The 15,509-nt window shown below is 34.3% G+C and carries 10 protein-coding genes and 1 pseudogene; all 11 read left to right on the top strand.

The genetic code is table 11. From position 1 onward, the window contains the following. The first annotated feature begins 8 nt into the window (after window positions 1-8). Window positions 9-4,460: an RHS repeat domain-containing protein gene (locus tag AC061E_RS06160; RefSeq protein WP_478285464.1), complete on the top strand. Its 4,452-nt coding sequence runs from the start codon at window positions 9-11 to the stop codon at window positions 4,458-4,460. A 435-nt stretch (window positions 4,461-4,895) separates the two neighbouring features. Beyond that, window positions 4,896-5,444, top strand: a complete 549-nt coding sequence (locus AC061E_RS06155; protein WP_478285463.1) for an REP-associated tyrosine transposase — start codon at window positions 4,896-4,898, stop codon at window positions 5,442-5,444. Window positions 5,445-5,793: 349 nt separating this feature from the next. Beyond that, the gene (locus tag AC061E_RS06150) at window positions 5,794-6,780 is read left to right on the top strand and encodes a hypothetical protein (protein WP_478285462.1); all 987 of its coding nucleotides are present in this window, start codon (window positions 5,794-5,796) and stop codon (window positions 6,778-6,780) included. A gap of 6 nt (window positions 6,781-6,786) precedes the next feature. Then, on the top strand, window positions 6,787-7,704 hold the full coding sequence (locus AC061E_RS06145) for a hypothetical protein (RefSeq protein ID WP_478285461.1): 918 nt from the start codon (window positions 6,787-6,789) through the stop codon (window positions 7,702-7,704). A gap of 305 nt (window positions 7,705-8,009) precedes the next feature. After that, entirely contained in the window at window positions 8,010-8,741 is a 732-nt protein-coding gene (locus AC061E_RS06140) for a hypothetical protein (protein WP_478285460.1), read from the top strand. Between the two features lie 39 nt (window positions 8,742-8,780). Continuing rightward, the gene (locus AC061E_RS06135) at window positions 8,781-9,710 is read left to right on the top strand and encodes a hypothetical protein (protein ID WP_478285459.1); all 930 of its coding nucleotides are present in this window, start codon (window positions 8,781-8,783) and stop codon (window positions 9,708-9,710) included. 123 nt (window positions 9,711-9,833) lie between these two features. Then, entirely contained in the window at window positions 9,834-10,982 is a 1,149-nt protein-coding gene (locus AC061E_RS06130) for a hypothetical protein (protein ID WP_478285458.1), read from the top strand. Window positions 10,983-11,067: 85 nt separating this feature from the next. Continuing rightward, window positions 11,068-12,201, top strand: coding sequence for a hypothetical protein (locus AC061E_RS06125; RefSeq protein WP_478285457.1), 1,134 nt, complete (start codon window positions 11,068-11,070; stop codon window positions 12,199-12,201). Between the two features lie 125 nt (window positions 12,202-12,326). Further along, the gene (locus AC061E_RS06120; protein WP_478285456.1) at window positions 12,327-13,505 is read left to right on the top strand and encodes a hypothetical protein; all 1,179 of its coding nucleotides are present in this window, start codon (window positions 12,327-12,329) and stop codon (window positions 13,503-13,505) included. Between the two features lie 2 nt (window positions 13,506-13,507). Next, complete coding sequence (locus tag AC061E_RS06115) at window positions 13,508-14,494, top strand: hypothetical protein (protein WP_478285455.1); 987 nt, start codon at window positions 13,508-13,510, stop codon at window positions 14,492-14,494. A gap of 10 nt (window positions 14,495-14,504) precedes the next feature. Next, window positions 14,505-15,509, top strand: a pseudogene (locus AC061E_RS06110) (hypothetical protein); the annotation flags it as partial.

The raw sequence follows: 15,509 nt of genomic DNA, 5'->3' as shown, positions 1-15,509 counted from the left end.
ATATAGTTATGAAAAAAATTATATTTGTTTTACTTTTTTTTATTTCTGCAAATCAGATTTATTCTCAAGATTTGTATGAAGATAATGATTGTGATGGTTATCCATCAAGTAGATATTATGATTACAATTACAGTAATTGTTCTGCAACAGCTTATAGTTATAATGATTTTGATTGTGATGATTACAATCCTGATGTAAACGTTCCGAGAGTGTTTTTTTTAGATAGTGATGGTGATGGCTTAGGCGACCCAAATAATCCTACTCCTGATTTAAATTGCTATCCGCCGTATCAATATGTATTAGACAACTCTGATTGTAATGATGGTGATTCTAATATTGGAGCAGTAACAACGTTTTATCGTGACAAAGATAATGATGGGTTTGGAGATGTAAATGAAACAGTATTTGGTCAAGGATGCAATCCTCCAGTAGGCTATGTGTTAAATAATCTTGATTGTGATGATAATAATAAATCATTAAACCCAAATACGGATTGGTTTGCTGATGTTGATGGTGATGGTTTTATAACTGCCTCCGATGGTCCTCCAGTTTATACACAATGTTTGAAACCTGCGGGTAATTACTTACAAGTTTCGGATTCTAAAAATCATTGGATTCATAGTATGGCGTATGATATTAATGGAAATATTGTGAATTCATCAAGAACTTTTTTTGATGACCTGGGGGAATCAGATGTGAGTTTATCTAAAGATTTTCTAAACAATAAGGTTTGGGGTACCGAAACTATTTTTGATGAAAAAGGGAGACCATTTAGAACGTCATTTATTGCGCCATCGTCTTCAAATTCTTTCGAAAAAACAAGTTTTTTACGTCCTGCAGGTTCTTTAAATGCATCAAGTATTGCATCTACGCTTACTTTGAGCCGTCCAATTTTGACAGATCTAAATAGTATTGCAACCCAAAGTATAACTTCTTCTGCAACTATTGCAGCCGGTACAACGGTTAGTTTTAAAGCACCCCAAATTATTTTGACAGATGGTTTCACAGCGGGTCAAGGTTTTACGGCTACTGCAGCTATCGTAAATGAAGATGTTGCTCAGCCTAATTTATATGGATATTATAGCGATGCCAACACTGCTGAGCCGTATCAGGCGACAGCCACGCATCCTTTTTCCGAAGTTGTTTATGATGATTTGAATCCGGGAAATACCATAAAAGTTATTGGAGGAAATAAAATCAACGGGGACTGGAAGACTGGATTTAGCTATACTCTTCCTGCCGCTCAAGAAATGTATTATGCCTTTGGTGCAGCTTATTTTGATGGTGATATAGAGTCACAAGGAGTGGTAGTAGTGACCAAGTTTTTTAAAACAGTAGTGCAAGACGCTAATGGAATAGAAAACGTGAGTTTCTCAGATGGGGAAGGTAACGTTTTGGCTACTGGTACTTCAGGTAGAGGCAGTGCCTATCCTGTGGTATCGTTAATTGGGACACAGGGATTTATTGATGTACATATTCCGCAAGGAGTTACTGGAGCAGCATTAATAGGTTCTGCTTCTGATTATAAAATATACAACCTAAAAACAGGTGCTTTACACACAGGAAGTTTATCAGCAGGTAATTTTTATAGAATTGAAGCCCTTGTTATGCCTACTGCAGAACCAGTAGCATATATTACTGGTGGTGGAGTAACCTATAGTACCGGAGCAAAAGGAGTGACCTATACAGTCAATTATGCAGACTTTGCTTTAAATTATTATGATAAAACAGGACGCTTGAGTAAAACCATTCAACCCAAGGGTTATCAAAACAATACTTCAATTGTGGCTACGCCAACACATACTTTAGCCACAACTTACACCTACAATACATTAGGTAAAGTGACAGCTGTGTCAAGTCCAGATGAAGGTGCTAGTACTTTTGCCTACCGTAAAGATGGGCAGATACGCTATTCTCAAAATGCTTTACAAAGCGATACCAAAGTGTCTTACACGGAGTATGATAGTTTGGGTAGACCTATTGAAAGTGGTGTGATTACTGGTACAGCTGGAATGTGGGCCGCGGCAATTGCTAATCCTGACGGTGCATTACTGACAGGAACCCGCTCTGAGCAAACATTTACTATTTATGATGATTACAAGGATTTTACAACCAGTTATGCTGTTCCTGCTAATTTAGATTTGGCTGCACTTCTTACCTCTAGAGGGTTGAACGCTACACAATACATTCCAAACAATTTATCAGGTAACGTTGCGGTAACCTTCAATGATTCTTCATTTACATGGTACAGCTATGATTTGTATGGACGAACAGAATGGGTGGTACAAAACATCATGGGTTTTGGGCTCAAAACGGTACATTATAATTATGATGAAAATGGCAGAGTCAAAAAAGTAATTTATCAAAAAGATACACCTAGTGAAATGTTTGTACATCAATACGCCTATCAAATTGATGGCTCACTTTTAACAGCAGCAACTTCTGTAGACAATGTAAATTTTAAAGAGCATGCCAAGTATAAGTATTACCAGACAGGAGAGTTAAAACGTGTAGAACTTGCTCAGGGATTGCAAGGAATTGATTATGTGTATACTCTAGGCGGAGCATTAAAAAGTATCAATCATCCTAGTTTAGAAAAAGCAAAGGATCCAGGTGGTGATGCCAATGATGTTTTTGGGATTACGCTTGATTATTACAATGGAGATTACTTGCGATCCGATAGAAACATCAGCACATCGCCTACGGTAGCAGGTTTAAATCAAGACAACTATGACGGGAACATCAAAGCCAGCCGTTGGGCTAACAGGCAAAAAGACGTTCCCAACCCTTTGGCAGAAGCCTCAGCCTCAAATGCGGCACAACAACGAGGGTATTTGTACAATTACAATGCTAATAAATGGTTGACTCAATCCAGTTTTGGAAACGTAAGCGGCAATGCCATTTCGCCTGCCACGGCATTTAAAGAAGGAGATATTACATATGATAAAAATGGTAACATCCTTACTTTGCAACGAGCAAAAGAAGACGGAACAGTCATTGATAATTTTACCTATAAATACGGTAAAGACAACAACCAACTAACGCATGTGGATGATGCTGTATTAGGTAATAAAGATTTACAAGACCTTAAAGACCAAAACACGAACAACTACGTTTATGATGTATTGGGTAGAATGATTGAGAATGTTACCGAAGGATTAAAGTATACCTATAATACTCAAGGATTGGTTACTAAAGTAGAGAAAGGTTCACTTTATGTCATTACTTTTGGATACAATGAAAGAGGTCATCGTATTTGGAAATCAGAAAATTTTAATTCAGGAAACACGATCAATACAGAATATTATGCAGTAGATTTAGCCGGAAATGCAATGGGATTGTATTACAAATCTTCCGGTAGCATTTCTACTGCGTTGTATCAAAAAGAAAATCCTATCTTTGGTGGGTCTAGATTAGGAGTTTTTACCAGAAGCAGAATTGTTAATGGTAAGCAGACAGCTAGTAAAAGCAGTTATGAAATCACGGATCATTTGGGGAATGTGCGAGCGGTGATACAAGAAAACCCTAATGTGTTCTCTATTTTACTGAGTTATGCTGATTATTATGCCTTTGGAGAGCAGTTACCAAGTCGTAATACCACTTCAGACTACCGTTACGCCTTTCAAGGGCAGGAGCTGGATAAAGAAACAGGTATGGAAGCCTTTCAGCTACGTCTTTGGGATGGTAGAATTGGGAGGTGGTTGAGTCCGGATCCATATGGGCAATATGCCAGTCCATATTTAGGGATGGGTAATAACCCGATATCTGGTATAGATAAAGATGGTGGTTTTGTTGTTAATGTAGCTGGAGCAATATTGGGCGGAGTTTTAGGAGGTGCGATAAGTGCTGGGAGTCAATATTTAGCTACAGGTGAAGTTAATTGGAAAACAGTTGCAGTAGATGCTGGCTCAGGCGCAATCGTTGGATCTGGTCTTGGGTTAATTGGAGGAGCTGTTGTGGCAAGTACTGCCTCTATTATTGATACCGGATTTAATAAAGGTTTTGATAAAATTGATGGTGGCGACATTGGAAATGCCGCTTTTGCAGGAGCTTTAGCTCTTGGAACGGGATATTTGGGAAAAAGATTTCTTACCAATGGTACCTCAGGTTTAGCTTCTACAGTTCGATACTACACATTCAAGGCAACTGAAAAGGTACATAACTTTGTTAAGTATAATGTAAGAGGAAACATTCAGTATATGACAACCACATCTTTTAAAGTTAAGCAGTATTCAGAACCAGTACTTGATTCTTATGTAGGTTTTGTAGGATCTACATTAGATAAAAATACAGATGCATACAATAAATTTTTACGTCCACACGCTCAAAAGTACTTTCAACAAATGAATTCAACATTTATGGAAATGAATAATAGGATGAATAGTAGAATAAATAGTATGATAAATAGTAGTACATCGAATAATGGTAATTATATTATCACAGTAGGACCAATAAAATGATTCTATATGACTAATTTAATCTTTAATCTTTTTTTATGAAATTTTTTTTTTTAGGTATTATCGAGATATTTTTTAAGCTAATAACACTTTTAATTGCATTTATTCCATATATACTTTTTTTTTCAGGATTGTATTTAATTAAATATTTAATATTTCCGAATTTGCCTTTTTCTATTTTTATAATACTTATAGCATTTGTTACTTTTATCTACGATAGATTTAAGAAACATAAAAATAATGATTAGGCATTATTAATGGGCCCCCTCGCTGGCGCAAGCGTCCCGCTTGTGCACACAACAAAATAAAGCAAAAAAACAGGTGAAATTTGCCTGTTTTTTTATGCTTTACAATCTTTTTAAACTCCAGCCCAGCCCCGCTAGCGCGAGCTTCTAGCTCGTGCCCACAAACAAAACAAAAACGATATTATATTTGTTTATGAGTAGAAAATATAAGTTTGGAGAAAAAGAAGGGGCTTATTTTATAAGTTTTGCAACGGTTAATTGGATAGATGTTTTTACAAGAGAAGATTATTTTGTTTGTATTATTGAATCTTTAGATTATTGCAGGAAAAATAAAGGAATGGAAATATATGGTTATTGCATTATGCCAAGTCATATACATTTAATTTTTAGTTCTTCATTAGGTGATCCTTCAGGTTTGATAAGAGATTTTAAAGGGTTTACTTCTAGAAAAATGTTAAAAATACTAGAAGAGAACCCACAAGAAAGTAGAAGAGATTGGATTTTGTGGATGTTCGAAAGAGCTGGGAAGAAAAATAGTAATGTATTACATAGACAATTTTGGCAACAAAACAATAAACCAATAGAAATCTGGTCTTTAAAAGTATTTGAACAAAAGTTAAACTACATTCATAATAATCCCATTGAAACAGGTTTTGTAACTGACGCAATAGGTTGGAAGTATAGTAGTGCAAGAAATTATGGTAATCATGACCAAACAATTTTAGAAATAGATATTAATTAAATTGATTGTGGGTACGAGCTAGAAGCTCGCGCTAGCGGGGGGGGGTGCATATAGATCAAGTGCCCACTTAACATAAAATAACAAGTCATAGCGTTAAAAATAAGTTATTTAGCAGAGGTATCTATAAAATGATACCTCTGTTTTTTATGTAGTATTGTTAAAGTAAGTATACCTGTGAAATCTATTGTAAACAACCTATCACGAATTAAAGGTTTATTTAAAAGTGTTTTTAGTAATGAATCTTTTTTATGATGTTGTGTTTAATTTATAAGATAACAGGCTTTGTTTTTGTGAGAAATAATTTTATTTTTATAAGAAATTAAATGTTAATTTTTATTTCTCTCGTCTTATGAAAAAATATCTGTTTTTTTTAGTCTTGATTTTTGGTCAATGTCTATCGGCTCAGCAAATTTCTACAAATCGTAATCCTGTGGGTTTAGAGTATAATTTATTATTTAATGCTACTTCTCGCTATGCTGTTAGTACTTCCGGACCAGCATTAAACTTAGCGACTTTGTTCGATGGGGCGATGCATCCTAGTTATACTAATGAAACGCCTTCAACAGCAGCTCCAACCGTTATTTTAATTGAGAATTTGCCAGGCCATCATACTCAAGCTGGAGCTTGGTTGGGATGGACAACGCGTTATTGGCCGGCAAGTAGATTCAAGGTAGAAGGATTTGATATTTATTACACTAATTCATGGAAGACCCTCGCCGATTATTCTACTACTGATTATAATGGATTTGATTTTAAAGTAGAGCTAGCTTCTGGGAGCTATACTAAATTGAGATTTACTTTTTATACCGGTACAGGCACGAATGGGTATTTAGGAGTTTCAGAATTGTTTTTTATTCATCCAGAAGCAATTTATCCATACCAGGGATTACTGGCTTCATCACTGAATAATTGGGATAATAATGGGAATAATCTTTATTACAACAGCACCGGTAAAGTAGGAATTGGTACAACCGTTCCAGATGAAAAATTGACTGTAAAAGGAAAAATCCATACCCAAGAAGTTAAAGTAGATATGGCAGGTCCACTGGTACCAGATTATGTTTTTGCTCCTGATTATGACTTGAAACCTTTGAGCGAAGTAGCGCAATATATAAAAGTAAACAGGCATTTACCTGAAATTCCTTCTGCAAAAGAAATAGAAACCAATGGATTGTATCTGGCCGAAATGAATATGAAGTTGCTCAAAAAAATAGAAGAGCTAACACTTTATATGATGGAACAGGATAAAAAGAATTATGAGTTATTGCTTCTCCTCAATAAACAAGAACAAAGAATACAAGATTTAGAGCAAAAAAGGCAACAAATTCGTAAATAAGAAATCATGAAAAAAGCAATAGTTATTTTTAGTTTGTTTTTTGTGTCGGTAGTAAGCGCACAAAATTACAATAACATATTAAATTATTATTTTAACGGTGTTCCTAATCACGGAGTTAAAATTAAAACTAATTTACCTTTTCAACCCGGTAGTCAAATGCCAACAATAAATTTAAATGGGTATAATTATGGTACAGGTGAATCAATTAATCTTACAGTTAATTATTATATTTTTGCTAGAAATGCAGTTTTTTCAGATCCAAATAATTTTTATTTTCACGTGCCTTCTATGTCGTCGCACGGAAGTTATACTCCAAAAGTTTTTCTAGCTAATGAAAATGGGAAGGTAGTTATTTACATAGATGATAAGTCATATTTTCAAAGATTCACAGTAAGTGCATACGCACACGGAATGGGAGAAGCTATTGAATGGTTTCAAGGTTGGACAACAAGTGATGAGCCAATTGCTGGAACTATGATCGTTGAAGTACCATATAAAAATCGTTTTAAGGGTGACATATTTTTATCAGGTTCTGGTGTTTGGGATGCGCAAGGTAAAGTAGGCATTGGCACCACTACTCCAGATGAAAAATTGACTGTAAAAGGAAAAATCCATACCCAAGAAGTTAAAGTAGATATGGCAGGTCCACTGGTACCAGATTATGTTTTTGCTCCTGATTATGACTTGAAACCTTTGAGCGAAGTAGCGCAATATATAAAAGTAAACAGGCATTTACCTGAAATTCCTTCTGCAAAAGAAATAGAAACCAATGGATTGTATCTGGCCGAAATGAATATGAAGTTGCTCAAAAAAATAGAAGAGCTAACACTTTATATGATGGAACAGGATAAAAAAATTACGGCTCAGGGGAAAATTTTAGATTCGATTTTACAAGATAAATCAAAAAAAAATGATAATCAGTAAAGTAAAATAAAAAAAACAGCTCATTTTTATAGCTGTAAAATAAATAAGCCGCACATTCATAAAAGATATTATTTGTCATATATACTTTTATAAATGTGCGGTTTTTTGTTTTATGTTGTGATTGTTTAAGGAATTAATCAGGTAAAAGAATTATGCTTATTGATTTTTATTATTGTTTACCCCATACTGCATAATTTTTTGGATATTTTAAAAATCCGAATTAAAAGGTCATAAAGTGTTGTTTTTCTTTCACTTTTTTCTTTCAGAATTTAATTATTTAATTATTTTTACTGAAAAATAATAAAATGATACGTTTTTTGCTAATGCTTGTTTTGGTTGGTTTTGTAAGTTGTAACACAACTAGAATTAAGAATGAGTCCTACGCTGTTTCGAATACAGCACCAGAGCTTGGAAGTGTTGGTTTTTCTGAGCTTGGGGGAATAAGAAGTACTAAATTTGAGGTAAGAAGCATACCAAAATTAGAGTCGCCAATTAGATTGTCAATTGAAGTGGTACCTTTCAATAAGAGACTTCACAATATTTACAAGTCTAAATCAAAATACAATCAAGATCAATCCCAAGTTGCTTATGTAGACAGTTTGCCTAGAAAACCAGAATTAGTAACTATTCGTGTTTTGGATGTTATGAAACTGGTTAGCGAGATAAATGGGGAACACAATCAAGAACTAGTTCGTTTTCTAAAGGATACCGAAGATTCAAAAGTGGTAACTGGTATTACCTGTTATTTTTCTCAAGATGATCTTGTAAAAATTAAACAATCAGATGCGTATTATATTGCACACTATCAGGATAGTAAATATGCCATTTCGTTGTATAAACTCGGAAAAAAAACAGATGTTCTTTTTGTCAATTCATTGAATATTTTGGCCTACAAATTAAGTAAATTTTGTTGGGGTGTTACAGAAAGGGGCAAGTGGTATGTTTCAGACATTATCAATTTGAATTCAAGTTGCAAAGGGAAAACAGAGAAGCAAATAGTAGAAAAAAAACACGAAAACAACTTATTTGACTTGTAAATAGTTGTTTTTTTTATGTCATAACTTGAATAAATCCAAATGAAAAAATCCTTATACGCTCTATTTTTTTTATGCTCTTTTATACTATGTACATCTTGTGATGCTATACTTTTTGAAGAAGACATCTCAAATGCAAAGATAGTTTTGGTAGCGCCTAGCGATCAATCAGAATTTTTTACTACAGGTGTTACTTTTTCTTGGGAGAAAGTTCCCGAAGCTACATCGTATCAAATACAAATTGCAAAACCTGATTTTTCTAATCCCACACAACTGGTTTTGGATACTATTATTAAATCGACTTCATTTATCAAGCAACTCCCGTTAGCAAGCTATGAGTGGCGAGTAAAGGCTCTTAATAGTTCTTACAGCACAGCATATGTTACTAGAAAATTTGCTGTTTTAAGCGATAAAGATTTTGCGAGTAACACCGTGGTTCTAAGTGTTCCTGCAAATAACGTTGTGATAACAACAGCATTACAAAGAATGACTTGGCAGCCGATTATAGGAGCAAAGAATTATCAAATTCAAATATATGATGCAAACTCGGTTCTTGTAAAAGAGGAGACAGTTACCACTACTTCTTATGAATTTTCTTTTCCTGAAGGTGATTTCTCTTGGCGTGTAAAGGCCGTAAATGGCGATATGAATACGCTATATTCTTCTCGTACTCTTTCGGTAGATACAAAGGCTCCCGCTGTAGCCCTACAACAAGCCCCATTAGACAAAAGCGAAACCACAGTAAAAGACATCAGTTTTCAATGGAGTAGAGCAGCAGTGGCTGGTACTGTAGAAGCAGATAGTATCTATGTATATACTGATTTAGCTTTAAAAAATGTAAAACTCAAGAACTTAGCCACGAGTCCTTTTGCAGCGACTTTAGAGGCAGGTGTCTATTATTGGTTTATAAAATCTTTTGACAAAGCAGGAAATACCAGTAAGAGTAACGTTTTTAGTTTTACGGTAAAGTAATAAAAAGTATAGAGATGAATATATTGTGAGTATTGACAATAATTCGGGAAATATAACCTATTACAAAACTATTTCTTTAATCCCAAACCCAACAAAAAATACATTAATTTTAATTACAATCATATGTTTTTTCACTCTTTTATCTATAGAAAAAGAAATTTTCTATTACTTTTTTTTATTTCAGTTAGTTCGTTTAGCCAACAAATTGGAGATGGTGTAGCTACACACATTACAGATTTTTCCTTACCCCTTAATTCTGGTTTATATCAAGGTGTAAGTCCAATAGGTACAACTCCTGATTTAAGTCATCCATGGCAGCATTTATTTGTACTTAGACATACGAATCCTTCAAATAATCATCAATTGCAAATAGGAGCATCTTATAATACTAACGATCGATTGTTTTTTAGAAAAATTGCTGCTGGTTTACAATCTAGTAACCCGGATTGGATTGAAATTGCGACAAGAGGATCTAATAATTTTACGGGTGATCAAACAGTAAACGGTAATATTAACTTAGCTGGAGCTTCAGGAAGGAGGATTTTTATGGGTGGTGCAGGTGGATCAACATTTGGCTTAGCATATGATTCAACGTATCCTAATTATGGAATATTTTATACTGAAGGGAACCCTGACTTTGTTTCAATTTCACCTAATGGAAATGCTACTAACGGAGTAATGAATATACTTGGTAACGGGAACGTAGGTATTGGAACTTCAAATCCTTTAGCAAAACTAGATATCAATGGTGTAATACAGACTTACAATAAATATAATGATGGTGCAACATGGGATAACGTAAGAATGTGGGCGGAAGGAGAAAATAGCTATATCGAGGCTAATGGAGATGAAAATGGTTTGATAATTAGATCTAACACAGGGAATAAAATTTTATTGATGAGCAATGTGGGCATAGGAACAACAACTCCGGACTCTAAACTCACCGTAAATGGGAACATACATGCCAAAGAGGTCAAAATTGATTTAAGTGTTCCCGCACCAGATTACGTTTTTGCTCCTGATTACAAACTAAGAACACTGGAAGAAGTGGAAAGTTTTATTAAAGAAAACAGCCATTTACCCGAAATACCATCGGCACGGGAAATAGAAAAAAACGGATTAATGCTTGCCGAAATGAATATGCTTTTGTTAAAGAAAATGGAAGAAATGACGCTGTATATGATTGATTTTAAAAAAGAAATAAATGTATTAAAAGATGAAAACAGAGCTCAGCAAGAGGAAATTAGTAAACTTAAGAAAGCAAAAAAATAAATTGAAAAACATCTTCATAATTAGTTGTATCAGTTTATTGTTCTTTTCAACAAAAGTAGCGTCCCAAACTTTAACGGCACTTCAAATGCAAAACGCTAGAGCCACAGGATATGCAATTGTAGCAGCAAAAAATCCTGGGAAAAGTTTTTCAATATTAATGATTAAGTGGGATGGTATAAATGATTTAGAGTACAATGCTAATAATCAAATTAATCCTGGTTGGCATCCTCAAGCAGTGGTGAAGGGAAATTATTTTTACCAAGCATTCGAAAATAATGATTTTTCAAATTATAGTTCTGTTTTAGTAAGTCAATCTGAATTTGATTATTTTAAACACACTGGATCAGACTGGTGGATTGTTTGTTCAACCTTACCTTCATTTAGTAATTCAGGTCTAGCTGTTAAAGTTGCTGATGATAAATCAGGAGTTGGAGGTCTTAATATAGAAACCAACAACGGCACCAGTCTAAAGATGGGGGGTAACACTAATTACAGTTGGATACAGTCGCACAATTCTTTACCTATATATATTAATGAACTTGGTAACAATTCAATATTTAATTTAACAGGTGGTAATGTAGGTATTGGTACCGCCAACCCCACTTCAAAACTTGAAGTTTATAATCCGGCTCAAAAAGGACATTTATTATTAAGTGCTAATGATGATCCAAATGCTGATGCTACACGTATAGATATTGATTTTAGAGTTGCAAACCAAGGTCATACAATTGGTAGAATAGCTTCTTTTTATGAAGATTCTGGAAGTAACGGTTCTGGTGGATTACGATTTTATACAAGAAATAAGGGTAATTTGGTTGAAAATATTAGGATAAACTCAATAGGCAACGTAGGCATCGGTACCACGAACCCTACCTCAAAACTAACTGTAGCGGGGAACATTAACTCTCGAGAAGTAAAAGTGTCAGTAGATGCTGGAGCAGATTTTGTATTTGACAAGGATTATACTTTACCCTCGCTACAAGAAGTAGAAAAGTTTGTTACCAAGAACAAGCATTTACCTGAGATCGCTTCTGCCAAAGAAATGCAAAAAGAAGGCATCAATTTGTCCGAAATGAATATCAAGTTGTTGCAAAAAATTGAGGAGTTAACCCTTTATCTTATCCATCAGCAAACAGAAATAGAAGAGCTGAAAAAAAGCAAACAATCCATGCAGTCCATAGAAGAAAGAGTATTGCAAATGGAGAAAAAAATGAAATAAACTATACTATACCTAATCTAAAGTTACATTATGAAATCGTCATTAACAACAGGTTTGTTGCAAACAAACACCGATAAGAAAAAGGCGAGACCATATGTTACCGCTAAACAATAAAATTTAAACATATGAAATTAAAATACTTTACCCTATTGTTTTTTGCTATTCACTTTTTTTGCAGTGCTCAAGATTTAATCAGTGAGGGCAGTAATAGATGGATATTTCATACCCCTGATGATGGGAGAACAACTATGTGGATTGCTCCTTTTACAAGCAATGACTGGCAATGGGGTAAAGCTACACAATTTTTGAATAATGGTAATGTCATTTTTAGTGGTAGTATTGGAATAGGTACAAGTAATCCAACGGGTTTATTAGGCTTGTTTAAAAGCACTCCAACCAATGAAAATGATGTCATTGCAAGTTTTATGCGAGGAGCTGATGCAACAGGAGGTAGTAGTGTAGTAAGATTTGGGTATCATAACACTGGAGATTTTGAAATTAATTCAGGATACACTAGTGCAGGTCATCGTTTTGGAAGTTACTTTGATTTAAATATTGTTAATAATCATTTGGGTGGAGATCATGGAGGGGTCAATCTAGTTACAAATAATAGTGTTCAATTAGCAGTTAGGCCTAATGGTTTTGTCGGGTTAGGAACAACTAATCCCATTAGCAAATTGTCTGTTTTGGGATCAATTACAATGACCAGTGGGTTATCTAATGTCTCCTTAAGACCATTGATTACATCTGGTACTCTTGTTCATGGAGAGTTTAGAGGATATAGTGGAGCAGGTAATCTAGCAGATGATGGTTTTTTAAGGTTTTCCTCAGGAGGAGGTACTAATGGTTCTACAAAATCATTTGTTGATTTAAGTGGATACTCAACTATACCCGAAATGGATAGAAATATTGTATTAGGGACTTCTGGAAATGAAAGAATGAGAGTTACTAATAACGGCAACGTAGGCATCGGTACCTCAAACCCCACCTCAAAACTAACTGTGGCCGGCAACATCAATTCTAGAGAAGTGAAAGTTTCAGTTGATGCGGGTGCTGACTTTGTATTTGACAAGGATTATATTTTGCCCTCGCTACAAGAAGTAGAAAAGTTTGTAGCCAAAAACAAGCATTTACCTGAAATTGCTTCTGCCAAAGAAATGCAAAAAGAAGGCATCAATTTATCTGAAATGAATATCAAGTTGTTGCAAAAGATTGAGGAGTTGACTTTGTATGTGATTGAGTTAAAAAAAGAAAATGAATCCCAAAATAAAAAAATTGAACAAATAGTAAAAACAAAAAAATAATTATGAAAAAGCTAGTTTTGTTAATGTTGTTTTTATCATTTACTACCATAGCTCAAGTTACTAATGTGGCGGGAGATTTTAAAGTTATTGCCATAGGCACAAATGGTATTGGGGATTACACTAAAAACTTGATATTAATTCATGAAATTTTCAATGGAGCTTTGCTAGATATGAATAATGCTGTGGGCACGATAACAGCTTATCGAGGAAATTCTGGAGCTTGGAATAGAATAAATGTATTAGAAATAAAATCTTCCTCTTCTTACAATGGAACTGCTGCTGCAATTACAGCTTTTGATAATAATGCAAGTTGGGGACTTAAGACTTGTATTTATAATGGTAAAAAGTATTTAGCACTAGATGTACCATATTCTGCATCATATCATAATTGGGGTTATCAATTTTCAGGATGGACAAAATCTACAGCTGAAAACATGATTTCTGTGAATTACGAAATAAATGGAGTTGCTGTAAATACAAATATATTATCAAATATTACAGATTTTAAGGCAACTATGGAAGAGACTCATTTGGTTAGTAATTTTATAATAATTGGAGATAAAGTCGGTATAGGAACTACATCACCCGATGAAAAACTCACCGTAAAAGGAAAAATTCATACCCAAGAAGTGAAAGTAGATATGGCTGGCCCATTGGTTCCTGACTATGTTTTTGCTAATGAGTATAGACTACAATCATTAAAGGAAGTTGAAGCATTTATCAAACAAAACAAACATCTACCAGAGATCCCATCTGCAAAAGAGATTGAAACAAATGGATTGTACTTGGCAGAAATGAATATGAAATTGTTGCAAAAAATTGAGGAGCTCACTCTATATGTAATAGAGCAAGAAAAAAAAATGCAAAATCATCAAGATTTAATTGAAAAAAACAATAAAACAGTTGATTTGCAAAATAAAACGTTACAAAATCAACAAAAAATAATAGAAACACTGGTAGAACGATTGAATCGTTTAGAAAAAAAATAAATTCTCTTTTATGAAAACACTTTGCAAAATTCTGATGTATACAATAAGCTTTTTTTCGGTTCATTCATTTGGGCAGACGTTAACCTCTTCTAACGCAACAAATGAAGGTGGGGCACTACAGCTTATTAATCCCCTAAAAACAGCCAATAACATTGCGAATAATTGGACTTTATACAATATGACAGGGCAGTATGGTAATAGCTTACAGTTTTGGAACTATGGCAATGGTGGGTTTTATGGGTCCAGATTTACCATTTTAGATAATGGAAGAGTGGGAATTGGAACAAGTACACCAACTGCACAATTGTATGTTAACGGAGATGGTCATTTTAAAGCGGCAGACGATCGATCAGCCACAGGAGCACTTACGATTGAGACTAATAATGGCACTTACCTTAAGTTAGGGGGTAATACAAATTACAGTTGGATACAATCACATAATTCAAAACCACTATTTATAAACGAATTAGGAAACAATACCATATTCAATCTTGTTGGGGGTAATGTTGGGATAGGCACAGTTAATCCTAATGCAAAATTAGAAATTTCAAATGGAGCTTTTAAAGTTGGCAATGTAGAGAATAGAAATTTCACCGTAGCATTTCCAAATGATGTTTCAGATCAAACAATCGATGTGATGTTTGGGAATATGTATGTAAACGGCTTTATAGAAATTGAAATTACAAGTGGGTATAGTTATCAAAATTCTGTAGGAGTAGTGAAAAAGATTTTTTCAGTCGGCGGTAATCCAGATGGAGGAATATGGAATTCAACTACTTCTAGAGTTGTGGAATCAGAAGGTGAGGTTTCTAAAAATTTTGCCGTTGGAGATTTTTTATGGGATGCAACTAAATCAAGTTATAAGATTTCAATACATCATTTTGTAAAAACCGGAAATACTCTGTTTGTTAATATTAAATATTCATCTAGTTATTCCACTCCATTATTAGAAAAAACGGTTATTACGGCTCCATATACAGCAGCAATACCAACTAGTTATTCTTATCCACAATCC

Source organism: Flavobacterium sp. GNP011 (assembly GCF_056428925.1).
Note: the sequence above shows the minus strand (reverse complement) of the source record. Positions and strands in the feature narration are given on the sequence as shown.